This window comes from Streptosporangium sp. CA-115845 (genome assembly GCF_050943795.1).
Taxonomy (GTDB): domain Bacteria; phylum Actinomycetota; class Actinomycetes; order Streptosporangiales; family Streptosporangiaceae; genus Streptosporangium.
Genome location: NZ_CP191988.1, coordinates 1,365,472 through 1,387,376 on the forward strand (window position 1 = coordinate 1,365,472; position 21,905 = coordinate 1,387,376).

General features: G+C 71.9%; 13 protein-coding genes. 5 read left to right on the forward strand and 8 right to left on the reverse strand.

The window, feature by feature from the left end:
- A complete protein-coding gene (locus ACQP0P_RS08645) occupies positions 1-177 on the reverse strand; it encodes a hypothetical protein (protein ID WP_433373274.1) in 177 nt (58 codons plus the stop codon).
- A 133-nt stretch (positions 178-310) separates the two neighbouring features.
- Between ACQP0P_RS08645 and ACQP0P_RS08650 the strand changes: the two genes are divergently transcribed.
- Positions 311-3,325, forward strand: coding sequence for a BTAD domain-containing putative transcriptional regulator (locus ACQP0P_RS08650; RefSeq protein WP_433373277.1), 3,015 nt, complete (start codon positions 311-313; stop codon positions 3,323-3,325).
- A 40-nt stretch (positions 3,326-3,365) separates the two neighbouring features.
- Here the strand turns inward: ACQP0P_RS08650 and ACQP0P_RS08655 are convergent, their stop codons facing one another.
- The 3 genes from ACQP0P_RS08655 to ACQP0P_RS08665 are packed head-to-tail and all read right to left on the reverse strand — an operon-like array spanning position 3,366 to position 6,971.
- A complete protein-coding gene (locus ACQP0P_RS08655; protein WP_433373280.1) occupies positions 3,366-4,265 on the reverse strand; it encodes a carbohydrate ABC transporter permease in 900 nt (299 codons plus the stop codon).
- A complete protein-coding gene (locus tag ACQP0P_RS08660; RefSeq protein WP_433373283.1) occupies positions 4,262-5,284 on the reverse strand; it encodes an ABC transporter permease in 1,023 nt (340 codons plus the stop codon). The genes ACQP0P_RS08655 and ACQP0P_RS08660 overlap by 4 nt, the downstream gene beginning before the upstream one ends.
- Positions 5,277-6,971 (reverse strand): extracellular solute-binding protein, encoded by a 1,695-nt coding sequence (locus ACQP0P_RS08665; protein ID WP_433373286.1) that lies wholly within the window; start codon positions 6,969-6,971, stop codon positions 5,277-5,279. The genes ACQP0P_RS08660 and ACQP0P_RS08665 overlap by 8 nt, the downstream gene beginning before the upstream one ends.
- A 212-nt stretch (positions 6,972-7,183) precedes the next feature.
- Between ACQP0P_RS08665 and ACQP0P_RS08670 the strand changes: the two genes are divergently transcribed.
- The 3 genes from ACQP0P_RS08670 to ACQP0P_RS08680 all read left to right on the forward strand — a co-directional run bounded on the left by ACQP0P_RS08670 (position 7,184) and on the right by ACQP0P_RS08680 (position 12,333).
- Complete coding sequence (locus ACQP0P_RS08670) at positions 7,184-8,389, forward strand: ROK family protein (protein WP_433373289.1); 1,206 nt, start codon at positions 7,184-7,186, stop codon at positions 8,387-8,389.
- A gap of 171 nt (positions 8,390-8,560) precedes the next feature.
- Complete coding sequence (locus ACQP0P_RS08675) at positions 8,561-11,332, forward strand: glycoside hydrolase family 3 C-terminal domain-containing protein (RefSeq protein ID WP_433373292.1); 2,772 nt, start codon at positions 8,561-8,563, stop codon at positions 11,330-11,332.
- A complete protein-coding gene (locus tag ACQP0P_RS08680; protein WP_433373295.1) occupies positions 11,329-12,333 on the forward strand; it encodes a LacI family DNA-binding transcriptional regulator in 1,005 nt (334 codons plus the stop codon). Before ACQP0P_RS08675 ends, ACQP0P_RS08680 begins: the two co-directional genes overlap by 4 nt.
- A gap of 143 nt (positions 12,334-12,476) precedes the next feature.
- Here ACQP0P_RS08680 and ACQP0P_RS08685 read toward each other — a convergent pair whose 3' ends face one another.
- The 3 genes from ACQP0P_RS08685 to ACQP0P_RS08695 all read right to left on the reverse strand — a co-directional run bounded on the left by ACQP0P_RS08685 (position 12,477) and on the right by ACQP0P_RS08695 (position 16,721).
- A complete protein-coding gene (locus tag ACQP0P_RS08685; RefSeq protein ID WP_433373298.1) occupies positions 12,477-13,841 on the reverse strand; it encodes a hypothetical protein in 1,365 nt (454 codons plus the stop codon).
- Between the two features lie 312 nt (positions 13,842-14,153).
- Entirely contained in the window at positions 14,154-15,908 is a 1,755-nt protein-coding gene (locus ACQP0P_RS08690; RefSeq protein ID WP_433373301.1) for an acetyl/propionyl/methylcrotonyl-CoA carboxylase subunit alpha, read from the reverse strand.
- Positions 15,909-15,998: 90 nt separating this feature from the next.
- Entirely contained in the window at positions 15,999-16,721 is a 723-nt protein-coding gene (locus ACQP0P_RS08695) for an SDR family NAD(P)-dependent oxidoreductase (protein WP_350911817.1), read from the reverse strand.
- Positions 16,722-16,894: 173 nt separating this feature from the next.
- Here ACQP0P_RS08695 and ACQP0P_RS08700 point away from each other — a divergent pair, with 173 nt between their 5' ends.
- Positions 16,895-17,167 carry a WXG100 family type VII secretion target gene (locus ACQP0P_RS08700; protein WP_030907662.1) on the forward strand — a complete coding sequence of 91 codons (273 nt, stop codon included), beginning with the start codon at positions 16,895-16,897 and terminating at the stop codon, positions 17,165-17,167.
- A gap of 47 nt (positions 17,168-17,214) precedes the next feature.
- Here the strand turns inward: ACQP0P_RS08700 and ACQP0P_RS08705 are convergent, their stop codons facing one another.
- The gene (locus ACQP0P_RS08705) at positions 17,215-21,771 is read right to left on the reverse strand and encodes an FtsK/SpoIIIE domain-containing protein (RefSeq protein ID WP_433373305.1); all 4,557 of its coding nucleotides are present in this window, start codon (positions 21,769-21,771) and stop codon (positions 17,215-17,217) included.
- Between the last annotated feature and the right edge of the window lie 134 nt (positions 21,772-21,905).

Here is a 21,905-nt window from a genome sequence, read left to right on the forward strand (position 1 = left end):
CTAGGGCCGGTAGAGGCAGCTGTCGCAGATGGTCACGCCGCTGTCGGGGTAGTAGCAGCAGTACCTGGAGTGCCGGGCGCCACATTGCTGGTAGTAGCAGGACGCGGCGTCCGCGTGCCCGGCGGGGACCAGCCGGCTCAGCAGCCGGTCGGCCAGGGCGCTGATCGATCGCACCATAGCTCTTCCTTTCTGTGCGTTCCAGAAACGCAGATCCGATCTTTGGTGGTCACTGAATCATTGGCCTCCGCCGTAGAAGTGCCGTAGAAATGGCGTAGAGATTCTGTTCAGGCCCCGGCTGAGTGGAGATCTGTTGACATCGACGAGGTTCCGCTGCCTAGGGCCTCTGGAGGTGTGGGACGGCGACCGCTGGGTGTCACCCGGCGGGAGCAAGGTCCGCGGTGTGCTGGCCGCGCTGCTCGTACGGGCCGGGCAGAACGTGTCGGTGGACCACCTGGTCCACGAGCTGTGGGGGGACGCGCCCCCCGCTTCGTGCCGGACGCTGGTGCGCGGCTACGTCATGTCGCTGCGGCGGCTGCTGGACGACCGCGGGGCCGAGGTCGTCCAGTCTCGCCACGGCGGTTACCGGCTGAACGTCGAGCGCGACGCCGTCGACGCGACCTGTTTCGAGGATCTCTGCGACGAGGGGATCCGGCTGCGCGCGCGGGGTGACCCGGATGGGGCCTCCCCGCTGGTGCGCCGGGCGCTCTCGCTCTGGCGCGGACCGGTGCTGGCGGACGTACCGGTGACGCCCTCGGTGGCCGCCTACGCCGGCGGGCTCGACGAGCGCAGGCTGGCGGCGCTCATCTGGCGGATGGAGAGCGACCTCGAACGGGGACGGCCGGAGGAGCTCGTGAAGGAGCTCATGAGCCTGGTGGCGGAGCATCCGTACCGGGAGGACCTCGCCGTCCTGCTCGTCCGGGCCCTGCACCTGGCGGGAAGGCGCCCGGAGGCGCTCAAGTTCTTCGCCGACCACCGGCGGCTGCTGCGGGAGGACCTCGGCGTCGACCCCGGACCCGAGCTGAGCAGGGTGCACCAGCAGGTCCTGCTCGACGAGCGCCGCCCGGCGTGGCAGGGGCGGATCCCGGCGCAGACCCCGCCCTGCCTGCCCGACTTCACCGGCCGGGAGAAGGAGATCGAGCACTGGACGGCGGTACTGACCGCGGACGACAGTCGGGCGCTCCGCACGATCGCGATCTCCGGCCGCGCGGGGGTGGGGAAGACCACACTGGCCGTCCAGCTGGCGCACCGGCTCAGGAGGAACTACCCCGACGGCCAGCTGTACGCCGACTTCACCGGCCAGACCACGTCCGACGCGGTGCTGGGGCAGTTCCTGCGTGCCCTCGGGGTGCCCGGCCCCGCCGTCCCCGAACCGCTCACCGAGCGGATCCAGCTCTACCGCAGCCTGCTCGCGGACCGGCGGGTCCTGGTGCTCGCCGACAACGCCGAGGCCGAGGCCCAGGTCAGAGCGGTCCAGCCAGGGGCGGCCGGCTGCGCGGTGCTGGTGACCAGCCGCAAGCGGCTGCTCGGCCTGGAGTCCGCCTACTTCGCGGATCTCGACGTGCTTGAGCCCGGTGCGGCCCTCGATCTGTTCGCCAGGATCGTGACGGCCGGACGGGTCCGGGAGGAGCCCGGCGCCGCGCTGGAGATCGTCGGATTGTGCGGCCAGTTGCCGCTGGCCGTGCGGATCGCCGGGGCGCGCGCGGCGACGCGACCGAGATGGCGGCTGTCCGCCGTCGCGGAGGAACTCCGGGACGAGACGTCGCGGCTCGACCGGCTGCGGGCCGGTGACCTCGATGTGCGGGCCGCCATCGGCACCTCCTACGCGGGCCTGGACCGGTCGCAGCGCCGGTTGTTCCGGCTGCTCGGGCTGCTCGACGTCCCTGATTTCCCGGCCTGGACCGCCGCCGCGCTGACCGGTGCGCCGGAGCGGGTCGCGGATGACTGGTTGCTCTCCCTGGTGGACGCGCGCCTCGTCGACGAGGTCGGCCCCGACCTCGGGGGGCGGCCGCGGTTCCGGCTGCACGACCTGATCCGGATCTTCGCCCGCCGCCGTGCGGAGCAGGAGGAGGACGCGGACACCCGGCGGGCGGCGCTGTCCCGGGTGTTCGGCGGGTGGCTGCTGCTCGCCGAGAGGGCCGACGAACTGCTTCCCGCGCGTACCGTGGCGGTGTTGCGCTCCGACGCGCCCCGCTGGTGTCCTGCCGCGGTGGAGAGCGCGGTGAGCGACCCGTTCGCCTGGTTCGAGATGGAACGGCAGGCGATCGCCGCCCTGGTGCGGCAGTCGGCCGAGATAGGGGAGACGGGGTACGCATGGGGGCTGGCCGCCGCCGCCCAGACCTTCTACGAGCTGCGCGACGCTTCCGAGGGGGTCCGCACGCATCGGCTGGCGCTGGCCACCTGCCGGGCGGCCGGCGACCGCCGGGGCGAGGCGGTCATCTTGCGCAACCTGGCCGATCTGCACTCCGGTAAGTCCGGAGCGGTGCTCGACGACAAGGTCGAGTGGGCTGACGGGTCCCTCCGGATCTTCCGTGAGCTCGGTGAGCCGCGCGGCGTGGCGGACGCGCTGTACCTCTGCGGCGACACGTACCGGTTGCGGGGGGACTACGAGCGGGCCCTGTTCCGGCTTCAGGAGAGCGCCGAGATCGCCCGGAGCTGCGGCTACCCGCTCGGCGAGCTCCACGTGCTGCAGCAGTTCAGCATCATCGACAGCGAGCGGGGGCGCTACGACGAGGCGCTCGGCCATGCCCGGCAGGCCATGGTGATCGTCGAGGAACTGGCCAGCCCGCGCGACGAGTGCGTGGTGCGCGCCCTGCTCGGCATGATCTGCAAGCGGCTCGGCCGGTTCGACGAGGGGGCCGAACAGCTCCGCCGGGCCGTGGAGATGGCCCGCTCCTTCGCCGACCCCCTGATGGAGGCGCAGTTGCTCGCCCATCTCGGGCAGCTCTACGCCGACCGCGGCCACCCCGACGCCCGCCGGACGCTGGAGCGGGGGCTGGCCGCCAGCTCCGCCTGCCACTACGAGCACGGTCAGGCGGTCGCGTTGCACGGGCTCGGCCTGCTGGAGAGCGAGGAGGGGCGGCACGGGCGGAGCGTCGCCCGCCTGCTCGCCGCCGCGGACCTGTGGGAGCGGCTGCAGAACGCCTACGGCAGGGCGCGCACCCTCGGGGCGCTCGGCGAGGTCTACGCGCGCGGCGGCGACCTCGCGGCCGCCCGCCGTACCCTGGCGGAGGCCCGCCGGGAGTACCGGCAGCTGGAGAACGAGGCCGAGGCCGCCCGCCTGGACGCGCTGTCGCGGTCGCTCGGGGATCCGGCGGACGGCAGTTGAGGTCACCGGGTCACAGGGGCGGCACCGGCACACTGCGCCGTTACCCCTTGATGGCGCCGATGATGACCCCCTTGGTGAAGTGGCGTTGGACGAACGGGTAGACGAAGAGCACCGGCAGCAGGGCGACGACGACGATGGCCATCTGGATGGCCAGGCTCGGGGGCGGGCTCTGGCCGGGGAGGGTGCCGATTCCGCTCTGGCCGACGATCAGGGACTGGCCCTGGAGCACGTACTGCCGCAGCACCACCTGCAGTGGCCACTTGGCGTTGTCGTTGAGGTAGAGGACGGCGTTGAAGAACGAGTTCCAGTAGCCGACCGCGTAGAACAGGCCGATGACCGCCGTGACGCCCTTGGACATGGGCAGCACGATCGTGCGCAGGATGCGGAACTCGCCCGCGCCGTCGATCCGGGCGCTGTCGGTCACCTCGTCCGGGATGTTCATGAAGAACGCCCGCATCACCACCAGGTTGAACGCGGTGACCGCGCCGGGCAGGATCAGCGACCAGTACGTGTCGATCAGCCCCAGTGAGCTGACCAGCAGGTAGTTGGGGATCAGGCCGGGGCCGAACAGGAAGGTCAGCAGCACCAGGAAGAGCATCGGCCGGTGCAGCAGCGAGCCTGGCCGGGACAGCCCGTAGGCGGCCAGCACGGTGACGGTCAGGCTGATCGCGGTGCCGACGACGGTCACGCCGAGGCTGACCAGGACCGACCTGGTCACCACGCCGCCTGCGAACAGCTCCTGGTACGCGGCGAAGGAGAGCCCGCTCGGCACGGTGACCAGGCCGCCGGCCTCGGTCACCGCCTCCTGGGTGGACAGGCTGGTCAGCACGACCATGTAGATCGGGAAGAGCACGCCCACCGTGATGAGCGTCAGCAGAAGCCCCTTGAGGAGCGCGCCGACGCGGCTGGGCCGTTCGGCCCAGGGGGGAAGAGTCGTCATGATCGTTTGTAGATTCCCTGCTCGCCGAATCGATGGGCGACCTTGTTGGCCACCAGGATCAGCACCAGCCCCACCAGGCCCTTCACCAGGCCGGCCGCGGCGCCGTAGCTCCACTCGCCGGTGAGCAGCGTGCGCCAGTACACGAAGGTGTCCAGCACCTCGGCGGCGTCCCTGCCGACCGCGTCGCGCTGCAGGAAGAACTGCTCGAAGCCGACGTTCAGCGCCTCACCGAGGCGCAGGATCAGCAGCAGCACGATGACCGGGCGCAGGCCGGGCAGGGTGATGTGCCACAGGCGCCGCCAGCGGCTCGCGCCGTCGACGGCGGCGGCCTCGTAGAGGTTCTGGTTGATGGCCGCCAGTGCGGCCAGGAAGATGATCGTTCCCCAGCCGGCGTCCTTCCAGACCGTCTCCGCGGTGACCAGCACGAGGAACGTGTCCGGATTCGTCATGAGATCGATGCCGCTGTAGCCGTGGTCGCGCAGCGTCTGCGAGAGCAGGCCCGCGCCGCCGAACATCTGCTGGAACAGCGTGACCACCAGCACCCACGAGAAGAAGTGCGGCATGTAGACGATGCCCTGGATGAACAGGCGCAGCCGGGGCCGCACCACGCTGTCCAGCAGCACGGCCAGCAGGATCGGCACCGGGAAGTAGAAGACCAGCTGGAACGCGGTGATCGTCAGGGTGTTGAGCGTCGCGTCCCAGAAGCTCTGGTCGAACATCAGCCATTGGAAGTTGGCGAACCCCACCCACGGGCTGTCCGCGATGCCCACGTACGGCGAGTAGTCCTGGAACGCGATCACGTTGCCGAGCAGCGGGACGTAGTGGAACACGATGAGCAGCCCGATCGCCGGCAGCGCCATCAGCAGCAGCTGCCAGTCACGTTTCAGCCGCGATCCGAAGGGTTGCGGGCGCGCCCGCCTTGTCCTCGGGCCCCTCTTACGGACATCCTTGGAGGTGCCGGTGCCGGCGGGTGAGGTCAGGTCACCCGCCGGTCCGGTCTTCGCGTGGTCGCTAAGCACGGCCGTTGTCCCGCAGGACCTTCAGGTAGAAGTCGCGGGCCTCGTCCCCGCCGTCCCGCCGCCACTCGGTGGCGATCTGCTTGGCGTCGCTCACCGGGCGACGGCCGCGCATGATGTCGGTGAACTTGTCCTCGGTGGGCACCTGCAGCCCGGAGTACTTCGACGGCCGCTGGATCCTGATCCCGTCGAAGGGGCCCTTCTCGATGAACGGGAAGCCGGCGTTCTGCCACTCCACGTTGAGCTTGACCGCGTCGGGGTAGGGCCAGTCCACGTAGAGCGGGCGCCCGCCGAGGAAGCCGTAGGTGTAGGCGACCTCCTTGCGGCCGAGGTCGTTCGTCTCCGGGATGCCGTTCGTGCCCCGGGTGAAGTGCTTTCCCTCCACGCCGAAGTTGGCGAGCTCGTACTCCTTGGTCCCGTACGGCGCCGCGCACCAGTTGAGGATGGCGAGGATCTCCTCCACCTGCTCCTTGGGCAGCCCCTTCTTGACGAAGGTGAAGATGCCCGCCGCGGTGTTGTGGTACATGATCGGCGTGCCGCCGTCGTGGGCGAAGAGCGGGAAGGCACCCAGGTTGAAGTCGGGGTTCTTGCCCCGATGCTGCTGGAGCAGCTCCTTCCAGCCGCCCAGGCCGTCGCGGTAGACGAGGATCTGCCCGGCCCCGATCAGGTCCTTCTCGTTGGCGCCCTTGCTGCTGACCACGTTCGGGTGGACCAGCTCCTCCTTGAAGACCTTCCGCATGAACTCCAGCATCAGCTCGAACTCGGGGGTCTCGTACTTGTGGACGAGCTTGCCGCCCTCGTACCGCCAGTCCTGCGGGATCCGGAAGGTCGGCCACATCACCTCGTGGATGCTGCCGAACGCCCAGCGCTTGGCCTTGGGGTCGGTGATCTCCTTGCCGAGCTGGAACAGCTCGTCGGCGGTCTTGGGGTTGGCGTTCCAGCCGTTCTTGTCGAACAGGTCCTTGCGGTAGAGCAGGGCGAAGGGGTACGGCTCGGTCGGGAACGGCACCGCCATGAGCTTGTTGTTCCAGACCGACCACTGCCAGGCGGCGGTCGGCAGGTTGGCCAGCAGCGGGTAGGGGGCGACCTTGTCACCCTGCAGATAGGGGGTGAGGTCCTCGAACGCCTTGTCGACGGCGGTGTTGAAGTCCGCCATCTTGTCGATCTCCCAGCTCGGGATGACCATGATCTCCGGGATGTCCCCGGCGGCGAGCCTGGCGATCGCCTTGTCGCCGTAGACGTTACCGTCGGTGATCTGGAACTCCACGGTGGCGCCGATGTCGGCGTTGACCGCCTGGAAGTAGGAGTTGCTCGCCAGGCCGGGCGGCGGCGGGCCCCAGAGCGGGGTCATCGCCTTGTAGGTGCCGCCCTTGCCGGCCTTCTGGGTGAGCGCCGCGGTGGGGGCGGCCGGGTAGGAGGTGAAGCCGCCGCTGACGTCGGGGACTCCGGGCAGCGTGGAGACCGTGCCGGGAAGGTCGGGCTTGACGCCGGGGAAGGCGGTGTAGGTGGGGGTGAGGGACGTCAGCTTGTCCGCCGCGGCGGCCGTGGCGCCTCCGCTGCCCGGCCGGGGGCCGCTGGGCGCGGAACACGCGGCCAGCAGGCCGCCGCCGGCGACCGCGGCCGCGCTGAGCCCCACCAGGCCGAGGAAGCCTCGGCGGCTGGTCATCGCGCCCTGGGGAAGATCTTTCACGGGGCGCTCCCTTCATTGGTTCGAGACGGATCGGGGGGTGTCGTGGAGCATGGCTCCGGGGTAGAATTAGTTCGTCTTTCGACCAAACAAATTAGTCGAGGGTGACCGCCGCCACAAGGGCCGCCGATCGCGGGCCGCCGGGGGGCGGTCACAGATTGGTGAACGATGGGGCATGATGGGGCCAGCCTGGCCGAGCGGGAGCGGGACTCACCTTGATCACATCTACGACTGACCCGCGGCCGGCCGACTTCGCCGACGTGCGGGCCACCAACCTCGCCGTCGTGCTGAGGTTCGTGCGCGAGCACGCGCCGTGCTCGCGGGCCGACATCGCGGCGTCCACCGGTCTGAACAAGGCGACCGTCTCCAGTCTGGTCGCCGATCTGATCGACCGTCGCCTGGTCAGGGAGACCGGCCTGACGGAGAACCGGGTCGGCCGCCCGGCGACGATGCTGGTGCTCGACGGCTCGCCGTACGCGGCGATCGGCATCGAGGTCAACGTCGACTACGTCACCGCGGTCGCGGTGGACCTGTCGGGGGAGAAACTGCTGTCCTGGCGGAGGTCCTTCCCCGGCGCCGCCGGTACGGCGGGGCAGGCGATGGCCACCGTCGCCGGGATCGTCCGCCGGGTGGTGAACCGGATGACCAAGCAGGAGCGCCAGGTCCTGGGGCTGACCGTGGGCGTGCCCGGACTGATCGGCACCGACGGCACGGTGCGTATCGCGCCCAACCTCGGCTGGCGCGACGCCGACCTCTGCGGCGACCTCACCAAGGCGCTGCGCGACCCGGGCTTCCCGGTCCAGGTCGACAACGACGCCAACCTGGCGGCCCTGGCCGAGCACCGCTTCGGCCCGCAGGCCGGGACGGCGAACCTGGTCTACCTCACCGGCGAGATCGGGGTCGGGGCTGGGATCATCCTCGACGGCCGGCTGCGCAGGGGAGGCCAGGGCTACGGCGGCGAGATCGGCCACATCCAGCTCGACCCGCTCGGCGCCGAGTGCCGGTGCGGACGCCTGGGCTGCCTGGAGGCCGTCGCCGGGATCGGCGCCGTGCTGGAGCACGCCACGATCTCGCCCGCCGAGGTCGAACTCGAACTCGACGAGGTGGTGCGACTGGCCCGCGGGGGCGACCCGCGCACGCTCGGGGTCCTCGACACCGTGGGCCGCAACCTCGGCAAGGGCGTGGCGGTGCTGGCCAACCTGCTCAACCCCGAGGTGGTCATCCTGGGCGGTTACTACGTGCCGCTCGCGCCGTGGCTGCTGCCCGCGGTGGAGACCGAGACGCGGGGGCGCGTGATCGCGCCGGACGCCGGGGGCTGCCGGGTCGTCGCCTCCACGCTCGGTTATGGCGCGGCGGCGCTGGGTGGTGCCGCGCGAGTGCTCGACTCGGTGGATTCGGGTCGTTTGCCGCGAATCTCTTGACCTGGGTCGCACGGGAGTGCACCCTTCAGGGAAGCTCCGCTCGAAACACGCGCGTAACGCACGGGTGACGATCGGAGTTTTCCCGGACCGATTATCGAAGCGCTTCGACAGAGGCGTTTTTCCAGGACAGAAAATCGAAGCGCTTCGACGCTCTCAAAGGGATGGTCCCCGATGAACGAACCGTTCCGTGACCCGGAACTTCCCCTCGCGCAGCGGATCGCGGACCTGCGGGGCAGGCTCACGCTGGAGGAGAAGGTCGGGCTGCTGCACCAGTACCAGCAGCCGGTGGAGCGGCTCGGGCTCGGCCCCTTCCGCACCGGCACCGAGGCGCTGCACGGCCTGGCCTGGCTCGGTCCCGCGACGGTGTTCCCCCAGGCGATCGGGCTGGCCAGCACCTGGGATCCCGACCTGGTACGGCGGGTCGGCGAGGCCACCGGCGACGAGGTGCTGGCCTTCCACCACAAGGATCCGGCGGGGGCCGGGCTCAACGTCTGGGCGCCGGTGGTCAACCCGCTGCGCGACCCCCGCTGGGGCCGCAACGAGGAGGGCTACTCCGAGGACCCGTGGCTGACCGGTGTGATGGCGACGGCGTATGCCTCCGGCCTTCGTGGGAGCGATCCCACGGTGCTGAAGACCGCCCCCACCCTCAAGCACTTCCTCGGGTACAACAACGAGACCGGCCGCTGCGTCACCTCCAGCGACCTGCCGCCCCGGGTGCTGCGCGAGTACGAGCTCCCGGCCTACCGGTCCGCGCTGGCCAGCGGCGCCGCGGTCGCCGTGATGCCCTCCTACAACCTGGTCAACGGCCGTCCGGCCCACCTCAGCCCGCTGATCGGCGAGGTGCTGCGGGCCTGGGCGCCCGACGACCTCCTGGTGGTCAGCGACGCCTACGCGCCCGCCAACCTCACCGGTCTGCAGGCCTACTACGACGACCTGCCCGAGGCCTACGCGCACGCGATCAAGGCGGGGCTGGACAGCTTCACCCAGGACGACGACCGCACCGAGGCCACCCTCGGGCACATCCACGCCGCGCTGGAGCGCGGCCTGCTCACCGAGGCCGACGTCGACCTCGCGGTACGGCACGCGCTCTCCATCCGCTTCCGGCTGGGCGAGTTCGACCCCACCACCCCGTACGACGACATCACCGAGGCGGTGGTCAACTGCCCCGAGCACCAGGAACTGGCCCGCGAGGCCGCCCGGCGCTCGATCGTGCTGCTGCGCAACGACGGAATCCTGCCGCTGACCTCGGTGCGCAGGATCGCGGTCATCGGCCAGCTCGGTGACACCCTCATGGAGGACTGGTACTCCGGGACGCTCCCCTACGCGGTCACCGCCCGCGCCGGGCTCGCCGAGCGGTGCGAGACCGTCTTCTGCGAGGCGGTGGACCGGATCACGCTCTCGGTGGACGGTGGCCACATCGTCGCCGACCTCGACGGCGGGCCGCTCGGCATCGGTGCCGAACCCGGCCACTTCGACCTGTTCGACTGGGGCGGCGGCTGCTACGCGCTGCGGGCCGTGGCGACCGGGCGCCACCTGTCGGTCGACGACGACGGTGTGCTGGTCAACGACCAGCCGGGGCCCAACGGCTGGGAGGTGCGCCAGACCTTCCGTACCGAGGAGCGCCCGCGCGGCACGCTGGCGCTCCGGCACATCTCCACGGGCCGCTACGTCGCGCTGGACGGCGAGGTCCTCCGCCTGGTCGACGACGCCGACGCCGCCGCCTGGCTCACCGTGGAGCGGGTGGTCAGCGGCGCCGAGGCCGCCGCGGCGCTCGCCGCGACCGCGGACGTGGCCGTGGTGGTCGTCGGGGACCACCCGCTGGTCAACGGCAGGGAGACCGAGGACCGCCTGGACCTGGCGCTGCCCGCCGCGCAGCAGGCGGTGGTCGAGGCGGTACGCGCGGTCAACCCGAGGACCGTCATGGTGATCAGCAGCGGCTACCCGGTGACCTGGGACGGCGACGACCCGCCCGCGGTGCTGTGGTCCTCGCACGGCGGGCAGGAGTACGGGCACGCGCTGGCCGAGGTGCTGTTCGGCGACGCCGACCCCGAGGGGCGGCTCACCCAGACCTGGTACGGCTCCGCATGCGAGCTTCCCGACCTGCTCGACTACGACATCATCGCCGCCGACGCGACCTACCAGTACTTCCGGGGCACCCCGCTCTACCCCTTCGGCCACGGCCTCAGCTACACCACCTTCGACTACACCGACCTGGCCGTCTCGGTGCGGGGCGGCCGGCTCACCGCCTCGGCCACCGTCACCAACACCGGTGGCCGAGCCGGAGTGGAGGTCGTCCAGATCTACACCCGCCAGCGGAGCTCCCGGGTCAAGCAGGCGCTGCGCCGGCTGCGAGGCTTCGTCAAGGTGCGGCTCGCCCCCGGCGAGAGCACCCGGGTCGACTGGGACCTCGACATCCGGGAGCTGGCCTTCTGGGACGTCACCAGGGGCCGGTTCGTCGTCGAGGAGGCGTCCCACAAGATCATGATCGGTGGCTCCGCGCGCGACATCCGGCTCTGTGCCTCCTTCCACGTCGACGGCGAGCGCATCCCGCCGCGCGACGCCTTCGCGGGCCCGATCGCCGCGGTGGACCACGACGAGTACGACTCGGTGGCGTTCGTGGACGCGGACAGGGTCTCCGGCGACGCCGTGCGGTCCACCGCCGAGGGGGCGTGGATCGTGTTCCGCTCGGTCGACCTGGGAAAGGGGGCCGCCTCCTGCTCGGTCAGCGCCACCAGCACCGAGGGCGGCGTGATCACCCTGCGCCTGGACGACCCCCTCTACGGCCCCGTGGTCGGCGACCTCCCCGTCCCCCGCGCCGGCCGCCATGACCTCACCGAGGTGCGCGCCGGACTTGCGGAGCAGGGGGGAGTCCACGATCTTTATCTGGTGTTCGAGAACATGGGGATCACCGTGGCCGCCCTGAGCTTCGACGAGACCTCATGAGTGAGCGGGCGGTGACCATCAGCGAGGTCGCCAGGCACGCGGGGGTGGCGGTCAGCACCGTGTCGTACGTGCTCAGCGGGAAGCGCGCGATCTCGGCCGACACCCGGCGCAGGGTGCTCGACAGCGTGCGGGTCCTGGGATACCACCCCAACGCCGGGGCGAGGGCGCTGGCCAGCAAGCGGGCCAACGTCATCGCGCTGGTGCTGCCGCTGCGGGTGGGGATGCACGTCCCGGTGCTGATGCAGTTCGCCACCTCGGTGGTCACGGCCGCGCGGCAGTACGACCACGACGTGCTGCTGCTGACCGCCGACGAGGGGGCGGACGGGCTGCGCAGGGCGGCGGCGAGCGCGCTGGTCGACGGGCTGGTCCTGATGGACGTGGAGCTTCACGACAGCCGGGTGCCGCTGCTCAAGGATCTCTCCGAGCCCAGCGTGCTGATCGGCTTCCCCGCCGACTCGGCCGGGCTGACCTGCGTCGACCTCGACTTCGCGAGGGCGGGTGCGCTCTGCGTGGAGCACCTGGCCGAGCGCGGGCACGCCGAGGTCGCGCTGCTCGGCGCCCCCTCGGTCGTCTACGACCGGGGCACCGGTTTCGCCCGCCGCACCCGGGAGGGCTTCGCCGCGGCCGTGGCCGACACCGGCCTGGAGGGGGTGGCCCTGTCGTGCGAGGAGAACTTCGACCAGGTGTCCGCCGTGATCGCCGAGCTGCTGGACACCAGGCCGGGCCTGTCCGGGCTGGTCGTGCACAACGAGGCCGCGGTCAACCACGTGCTGGGCGCGCTGCGCCAGCACGGCAGGCGGGTGCCCGACGACGTCGCCGTGGTGGCGATCTGCCCCGACGACATCGCGGAACGCTCCAGCCCGCCGCTGACCTCGGTGCTGATCCCGGCCGAGGAGGTGGGCCGCCAGGCGGTCCGGCTGCTCATGGAGAAGCTTGAGGGCCACGTCGTCCCCGAGGACACCCTGCTCCAGCCACGGCTCACCGTGCGCGACAGCACCTGAGAGCCTCCGTACGGCGGGATGGCGTCACCCGGAGCCCGCGCGGAGAGTCCGGCGACGGGCCCCGGTAACGCCGATGGGCGCGCTCCCCCAGCAGGGGAAGCGCGCCCATCGGCGTGCTGCTCGGCGTACTACCGTGGGTGGGGCTACCAGTCGCCCCCGCCGAAGTCTCCGCCGCCGAAGTCGCCTCCGCCGCCGAAGTCACCCCAGCCGCCGCCGCCGAAGTCTCCGCCGCCGCCGAAGTCGGTGCCGCTGTCGGCGACCCCCTGCTCGTAGCCGGCGCCGTAGCCGCCGTAGCCGCCGCCGAATCCGCCGCTCAGCATGCTGCCCATCATCGTGCCGACGAGCATGCCGGTCATGACGTCGCCGAAGCCGCCGTAGTAGCCGTAGGCGTACGGCTGGTAGGCCGGTCCCGCGTCGTAGTACGGGCGGCGCTGGCCGTTGACCATGACCTCGCGGGTCTGGGGCTCGAAGCCGCGCTCGACGGCCTCGGCGTCGGCCGCGCAGGCGGGCACGTCGCGCAGCGCGCCGCCGGGCGGGGCCCAGCGCACGTCGCGGACGGAGGGCCCGTGCTGCGGGTTGAAGAAGCACGGGGAGCGCCGCTCGGGCAGCGGCTGGTGGTTGACGCGGGCCTTCACGCAGGCGAGCGCGTAGCGGCCCTCCTCCAGCGCGGTGGTCACGCCGCGAAGCTCGTCGGGGCGCTTGACCGCCGCGAGCTCCACCTTGGCCCGTTCGTAGGAGTCCAGGGCGCGCTGCCAGTCCTGCAGGTGGTCGGCGCCGTCGCCGAGCAGCTTGACGTCGGTGTCGAGGTCGGTGATCTCCTCGCCGAACTTGGTGACGTCCTCGTCCACGGTCTGCTTGACCGCGGCCAGCTCGGCGGCCTCACGGATCTCGCGCTCCTTCTTCTTCTTGCGGGAGTAGAAGAAGATGCCCGCGCCACCGGCCAGGGCCAGCACCAGGATGCCGACCAGCACACCGCTGCTGGAGCCGCTGGAGGAACTGGAGGAGTCGGAGGACTTGGCGGGGACGCCGGCGCCCGTCGCCGCGTCGTCCGCCAGCTTGACGAAGTTGGTCACGCTGTCGGTCGGGCTGTTGGTCTTGGCCCGCCCGAGCAGCTCGTCGATGTCGACGCCCTTGATGTTCGTGACGCCGAACGGGGTCCTGCCGCTCATCACCAGGACCGTCGACTTGGGGCCGACGCTCTTCAGGAGCGAGCTCAGCAGGGTCCTCGCCTGGGACTGGCTGGTGATCGAGTTCTCGGGGAGCAACGCCACGTAGACGGAGGAAGTCTTTTCGGCCGCGCCGCGCATGGCGTCGACGGCGTTGGCGGGCAGGCCCGCCGCGGGGTCGGCGTAGAAGCGGTCCCCGTCCTTCAGCTCCGAGGCGATCGCACTGGGGTCCGGCGCCGCGGCGTGGGCCGCCGGGGCGAGCATGAAAACGGCCAGCAGCCCGGCGAACAGTGCCATGAGCATGGCACCGGAACGGCCTGGCGCGGTTCTAATCGTGGTCACGGCAGAAAGCCTCCTTCGTCCTGAAGACGAATGAGTGGACGTCAGAGTTCCTACATCCCGACCGTATCCTTTTCCGAACCTGGTCAGGCGTCTACCAGGGCATCCGGTGTGTGATCGTCGCGTCACGGTCCGCGCGGACCCGCGCACGCGAAAGCTCCGCCGAGTGTGGCCGGGAGCGCGGGCCGGGGCTCCCGGGGCGTCCCCGGAGCCTGGCCCCAGCGCGATGTCCACGAATCCCCGCCGGATCTCCGGGCAGCCGGGACGGCATGCCGAAGCCGGTGAACGTGGGCGGACACCGCGCCGGGCGGGACCTCAGACGTCCTTGATCTCGCAGATCGTGGCGCCCGAGGTGACGGTCTGGCCGACCTGCGCCGCCAGTCCGGTGATGGTGCCGGCCTTGTGCGCGGCGAGTGGCTGCTCCATCTTCATCGCCTCCAGCACGACGATCGTGTCGCCGGCCGCGACGGTGTCGCCGTCGGCGGCGACGACCTTGACGATCGTGCCCTGCATCGGGCTGACCAGCGAGTCGCCGCTCGCGGCCTTCTTGGCCACCCCGCCGCCGCCCCGGCGCGGTGCCTTCGACGCCGCGCCGCCCGAGCCGGGGTTCCCGGCGGCGAACCCCGCGGGGAGCACCACCTCCAGCCGCTTGCCGGCCACCTCGACGGTGATCCGCTGCCGCTCGCCCGGCTCCTCGGTCTCGCCGTGCTCTCCTACGTGCGGCGCGATCGTGTTGTCGAACTCGGTCTCGATCCATCGGGTGTGCACCGAGAACGGCTCGCCGGTGAACGCGGGATCGGCCACCACGGCACGGTGGAAGGGCAGCACGGTCGGCATGCCGTCGATCTCGAACTCGGCCAGCGCCCGGCGCGAGCGCTCCAGGGCCTGTGCCCTGCTGGCTCCGGTCACGATCAGCTTGGCGACCAGGGAGTCGAAGGACTGCGGGACGGTCATGCCGGCCTCGTAGCCGGCGTCCAGGCGCACCCCGGGACCGGAGGGGGCGCTCATCCGCGTGATCGTGCCGGGGGCGGGCAGGAAGCCGCGCCCGGCGTCCTCGGCGTTGATCCGGAACTCGATCGAGTGGCCGCGCAGCACCGGGTCGCCGTAGCCCAGCTCCTCGCCGTCGGCGATGCGGAACATCTCCCGTACCAGGTCGACGCCGGCGACCTCCTCGGTCACCGGGTGCTCGACCTGCAGCCGGGTGTTGACCTCCAGGAAGGAGATCGTGCCGTCCTGGCCCACCAGGAACTCGCAGGTGCCGGCCCCGACGTAGCCCGCCTCGCGCAGGATCGCCTTGGAACTGGTGTAGAGCAGGTCGAGCTGCTCGGAGGTCAGGAAGGGGGCGGGTGCCTCCTCGACCAGCTTCTGGTGGCGGCGCTGCAGCGAGCAGTCACGGGTGGACACCACGACCACGTTGCCGTGGGTGTCGGCCAGGCACTGGGTCTCCACGTGCCGGGGACGGTCCAGGTAGCGCTCGACGAAGCACTCGCCCCTGCCGAACGCGGTGACCGCCTCGCGGACCGCGCTGTCGTACAGCTCGGGGATCTCCTCCGCGGTGCGCGCCACCTTCAGCCCGCGCCCGCCGCCGCCGTAGGCGGCCTTGATCGCGATCGGCAGGCCGTGCTCGGCGGCGAAGGCGACGACCTCCTCGCTCCCGGAGACCGGATCCTTGGTGCCGGCCACGAGCGGCGCGCCGACCTTCTGCGCGATGTGGCGGGCCTGCACCTTGTCGCCGAGCGCGGTGATCGCGGCCGGCGGCGGGCCGATCCAGGTCAGGCTGGCGTCGATGACCGCCTGGGCGAAGTCGGCGTTCTCGGCCAGGAAGCCGTAGCCGGGGTGTACGGCGTCCGCCCCGGTCTCCGCGGCGACCCGCAGCAGCTTGGTGATGTCGAGGTAGGTCTCCGCGGGCGTCTGGCCACCAAGGGCGTGCGCCTCGTCCGCGACCCGGACATGGAGTGCGTCCAGGTCCTGGTCGGAGTAGACGGCGACGCTGGCCAACCCGGCGTCCTTGCATGCGCGGGCGATTCGCACCGCGATCTCACCACGGTTGGCGATCAAGACCTTATGCACCGACGTCGTTCCCTTCAGACGTGCGAACAGGGGGCTGGCGGGCCTCCAACGGAGTGTAAGCGGCGCTTGATGGCGACGTAGAAGGGGGTCCTACCTGCCCAGGTACGCGCCGCCGTTGACGTGCAGAACCTGCCCGGTCACGTGGCGTGCCTCAGCGGAGGCGACGAACCTCACGGTCTCGGCGACGTCGTCCGGGGTCCCGGCCCTGCCGTTTCTGGTGCCCTCGACCCTGCGGCGCACCCCCTCTGAGGTGAGACGGCCCCGGAAGAACTCGGTGTCCACGATCAGACCGGGGGAGACCACGTTGGCGGTGACGCCCCGTGGCCCCAGCTCGGCGGCCAGGTCGGCGGTCCACGCCTCCACGGCCGCCTTGGCCGCGCCGTAGGACCCGGAGCCGGTGCCCCTGGCCGCGATGGAACCGATCGTGATGATCCGGCCGCCCTCGGCGAGGCGCGGGATGAGCGCGCTGGTGACCAGCACGGCCGACATCAGGTTGGCGTTGAGGTTGGCCCACCAGCCCTCCGCCACGTCCATCAGGTCGTCGCCGGACGGCACGCGGTCCAGGTTGGTGTTCCCGCCCGCGTTGTTGACCAGCACGTCCACCCGCGCGGGCAGTCGTTCCAGCGCCTCGCCCACCGCCACCGGGTTGGCCGCGTTGAACGCCACGTACGAGACGCCCAGCCGGTCGGCCGCCTCCTTGAGCACCTGCTCGCGCCGCCCGGTGACGGTCACCCGGTCGCCCTGCGCGGCGAACGCCGTCGCGATGGCGTAGCCGATCCCGGTGCCTCCGCCCGTCACCACAATCTCACGCACTGCCCATATCTCCTTGAATCACTAAAAATCAAGACAATGAAGAACGTTAGCCTCTCAGGGGAGAAGGGAACGTCCATAGCCGCTCGGTATATCCCGGATACCCCTGTGATCCGTACGCCTATCGTGATTTCGTTTGGTGACCAACCCCCGACACCGATCCGAAGGAGACTGGCATGAGCCAGAACTTGCTCGGCGGCAACCCCGCGGAAATGCAGCAGATGGCCACCCAGTTCACCCAGCAGGCCGACCAGGTCAGAGCCACCGTGGCCGCCCTGGACAGGGAGGCGGCGAAGGTCGGGACCGCCTGGACGGGGCCCGGTGCCCAGCGTTTCAGCGAGGCCTGGCAGAACTACCGCGCCGCTTTCCAGCGCATGTCCGAGGAGCTCGGCGAGGCTTCTCGGGTGATCAACACCTATCGCGGCAATATCGAGTCCGCCACGCGATAGGAAACGGCCCGCCGAAATGCCCCGGTTCTTGAAAGACCGGGGCATTTTCAGGTGATGGCCGCCTGGATGGGGGTCACCGAGCCCAGGGTCACCAGCAGGCCGCGCCCCGGGGGGCCGCCGACCGCGCCGCGGGGCAGCCGGACCGTGAACAGATCGCCGTCGGCGGGGCTCTGCACCGAGAGCAGCAGGCCGGTGCGCCCCTTGCGGGTCTCGGCCGCGAAACCTCGGTAGGCGGTGGTCAGGTCGCCCGTGGTACCACCGATGATCATGCCGTGCTCGCCGTCCCTGCCGCTCCGGAACACCTGTTCGAGCGCGGTGCCCAGGGGGGAGTCCGGGGAGATCAGCTCGGCGTCGTCGACGATCACGACGTAGCGGTCCTGCCCCGCGACGGCCTCGTGCAGGTCACCGTTCGCGTCCAGCACGGCCAGCACGCCCGGGGTGTCCACCAGCGTGCACAGCGGGCTGCGCCGGGGAGTCACCAGGACCGTGGGGGTGCCCTGGGAGAGCAGCGAGTGGGTGGCGGTCAGCAGTGCCGTGGACCTGCCGGACCTGGGCGGCCCCGCGACGACCGCGCCGGGGCCGTGGGCGAGCAGGTCGACGCCGAGCGGGGCCAGCGAGTCGCCCCCGGCGCCGAACAGCGCCCACAACGGCGACGGCGGCCGGAAGGAGGGCACCAGATCCAGGACCTGCGCCGCGGTGACGCGCATCGGCAGCGCGTCCACCCGCATCGGCGGGTCGGCGGTGATCTCCGGTGCCGACCGGGCCAGCGCCTGGAGCGCGGCGACCTGCGCCGGTCCCGAGGGGTCGTCGCAGAGCAGCGCGATCTGGCTCTCGGTCGTGCCGTACTCGCCGACGGCCAGCGCGCGGCCCGGCGCCAGGGTCGTGGGCAGGTCCTTGACCGGCAGCCCGGCCAGGCCGTAGTCGGACGGGTCGGCCAGCCGTAGGATCAGCCGGTCGTCGAAGACCGTGGAGATCTGCCCGAGCAGCACGGACCTGTCACCGGTCACCACGGCCCGCAGCCCGACCGCGGGTCCCTCCCGCAGCAGCTGCATCAGCGAATCGATCAGCCGCCCGTAGTCGTAGCCCTCGAACGCGGCGACGAATCCCTCCCACCGGTCGAGCATCAGGACCAGCCACGGCAGCCGGGGGCCGTCCGTGCCGGCGCGCAGCTCGGCCAGCGAGGCGTACCCGGCCTCGGCGAGGAGTTGCTGGCGCCGCCCCACCTCCGCGCGGAGCCGGGCCAGCAGCCGCTCCACCCGGTCGAGCTGGTCGCGTGTCACCACGGCGCCGCAGTGCGGCATCGCCATCAGGGGCAGCAGCGCCCCCGAGCCGCAGTCGATCGCGTGCACGTGCACGTCGTCGGGGGAGGTCCGGCCGGCGATCGCCCCCGCGAGCGTGCGCAGCGCCGTGGACCGCCCGCTCCGCGAGGCGCCCGCGACGAGCAGGTGCCCCCCTCCCGCGAGGTCGAGCGCCAGTGCCCGCCGGTCCTGCGCCCAGGGCATGTCGGTGACCCCGAAGGCCAGCGGCGGCACCTCCTCGACCCCCGCCCGGTAGGGCGGACCGCCGGACGGTGTGGCGAGACCGGGGACGACCATGAGCTCGGGGAGCGGTTCGAGCCAGGGGCTCGGCTGCTCCGCGACCCCGGCGACGCGGGCCGCCTCGACGAGGGCGTCGGCGAGTACGGACAGGTCGGTGACGTGGCCTCCCTCGACCCCCGCGCGCGCCGGTCTGGGGCGTCCCAGAGCCTGCCAGCCGACCTCCGTCACCCGCACCCTGGCCTCGCCGCCCGAGACACCGGGGCTCCGTCCGCCGATCCGTGCGGTCTGCACCGCCGTCGCCGCGCCCGCGCCCGACTTCACGTAGCACCGGCCGGGAGCGGACTTGGGGATGTACGCGGCGTCCGGGCGGTCGATGACGTCGGTGGACTCGGTGGCCTCGGTGACCCGCAGCGCGATCCGCAGGGACGTGTTGGCCTGGATGTCGGCGGTCACCACCCCACCGGGGCGCTGGGTGGCGAGGATGAGGTGGATGCCGAGCGAGCGTCCCCGCCTGGCGATGTCGACCAGTCCGGTCATGAAGTCGGGCAGCTCGCTGACCATGGCCGCGAACTCGTCGATGACCAGCACCAGCCGGGGCAGCGGGGCCGGAGGCTCGGCGCGCCCGCGCAGCGGCCTGACCGGCGCGCCGCCCCCGGCGACGAGCAGGTCGCGGGAGGCGCGGGCGGTGCGGGCGTCGCGCAGCTCGTGGTAGTCCTCGATGTCCTTGGCTCCCACGGCCAGCAGCAGGCGCTCACGGCGACGGATCTCGGCGGCCAGTGAGGCCAGGGCCCGCTGGGTCAGGTGGCCGTCGAGGTCGCTGACCATGCCCACCGTGTGCGGCAGCCGCACGCACTCCTTGAACGCGGCGCCGCCCTTGTAGTCGATCAGCACGAACGTCATCTCGTCCGGCCTGTTGGCCACCGCCAGCGAGCAGATCAGGGTCTGCAGCAGCTCCGACTTGCCCGCGCCGGTGGTGCCCGCGATGAGCGCGTGCGGTCCGTCCCTGCGCAGGTCGACCGAGAAAGGTCCCTCGGAGCCCACCCCCACCACGGCCTCGGTCGCCCGGCCCCAGCGCTCGGCCAGGGCCGCACCGGAGACGGAGGGCAGCTCCAGCAGGTCGAGCAGCCGCGCGGAGCCCGGCAGGGCGAGGCCGGCGTCGTCGCGGCTGACGTCGCGGATCGGCGCCAGCGAGCGGGCCAGCCGGTCGCACCAGGCGGCCGTCACCTGGTCGGCCAGGATCTCGCCGAGGTCGTCCAGACCGCCGCCTCGCAGCCGCACGGTGCCGTCGGCCTGCATGGCGGCGACGGTGGCGCACTCCTCGGGCAGCAGCCGCTGGTCGCCGTCCACCGCCAGGGTGTAGACGCCCGCGCGGGGTCCCTGGCGCAGCACCTGGGGCATGCCCGGCAGCGCGCGCAGCACCTGCGCGCCGTCGAGTACCACCAGCACGTCGTAGGGGCGCTCGTCGTAGACGGGGGCGGCGTACGGCTGCTCGGACCCGCCACCCCCTAGATCGCCCCAGCCGGCCGGTACGCGGCCGAGCCTGGCCGCAGGCCCCGCGGCGGCGTCGTCGCCGAGGCGCTCGTCGATCAGCGCGGCCAGCTCGCTCACCCTGCGGGCCGCGGCCTCGGGGTCGGCGCCGACCAGGGCCACGCAGTCCTCGCCGCCGCGCGGGGCGCAGTGCGGCAGCCACCGTACCCAGCTCCAGCGCTCCTCGCCGTCACCGTGCGCGGAGAGCACGACGATCGCCAGGTCGCGCGGGCTGTGCAGGGCGGCGGCCTGGCCGACCAGCCAGCGCGCCAACCCGGCCGTCGCCTCCCTGGGCCCGGTCAGGCCGGCGACGCCCAGGCGGCGCATGGCAAGTGCCACCGGCACCGCCTGGCAGGTGGGCGGGGCGGGCATCGGGGCGTCGGCCGGCGCGGAGCGCTCGGGGGTGAACTCCAGGTCGGCGGGGAGGTCGGCGAGGCCGACCCGGAGCCGCAGCGCGTCGGGGTCGTGGTCGCGCCGCTCCCAGAGCCGCCGACGAGGGCCCGTCACGGTGAGCAGCACCTCGGCGGGGTCGGGCGCGGCGGCGCGGCGGGCGGTCTCGTCGTCGGCACGGGCGCGCTCCACGGCCGCCTCGAAGACCTTCAGCCGCTGCTTGTACTCCTTGACCTGCTGGCGGTGCTGCTTGCGGCCGTGCCGCCGGTCGCTCCACCACTGGCCGATCATGATCAGTGGTGTCATGAACGCGAACAGCAGGAAGTACGGCGAATTGAGGGCGATGGCCATGCCCACTCCCAGCGCGGCGGGCAGGAACGCGGTGAGCAGCTGCAGCCGCATGGTCTCGGCCCGTTTGGGTTCGGCCGGGACCTCGAAACGCCGCGCGCCGCCCGGCGGGCGGAACCTGGGCGGCCGGTTGTAGGCCAGGCCGCCGTCCGGCTGCGCGTCCAGGTGCGCGTCGGGCGGCTCCACCGCCTTGAGGGTCAGCACGCTGCCGCCACAGCTCAGCAGGGCGTGCTCGGGCCAGGGCAGCGGACCTTCCAGCCGCTCGCGGTCGAGCAGGGCCCCGGCCCTGTTCCCAGGGTCCCCCGGCTCCACGGTGACGGCGTCCGGGGTGAGCCGCACCACGGCGGCCAGCGCGGGCAGCCGGGGGTCGGACACGGCCACCGAGCAGGCGGGGTCGGAGCCGATGGCGTGCACGCCCAGGCTGAGGCGGTGCACCGACCCGGCGGCGGGCCCGCCGACCACCCGGATCTCCACGATCCCGCCGGGCTCCTCGGCGAGGGTGGCCATGGCGAGCGAGCGGTCGAGGGTGACCAGGTCGCCGTCGCGGAGCAGGCCGAGCGCGGGGGCGGCGGGGTCGAGAGGGCGGCCGTCCAGCCAGAGCGCCGGGGGTTCGGCCCCGGCCGAGTCGCGGCCCAGCCCGTACGGGGCCTTGCTGCGCGTCAGCCGCACCACGTTGCTCGGACGCTCGCCGCCCTGGCCCGCGAGTGACTCCGCGAGCCGTGCCACCGTGGTCGTCTCGTCGCCCTCGACCACGACATCGCGGTCGGCGTGCTCGCTGAGCACGGTGAGCATGATCCGCATCGACGCTCTCCTCGGGTCAGGCCCCGGATCCACCGTACAGAGTGGAAACGGGGTCCGAGAGGGTGTTCGCGGCAATCTCATGGCTCGCGACCCGGTATGTGGAAAACATCCCAGCCTGTGGATAACTCTCCGTA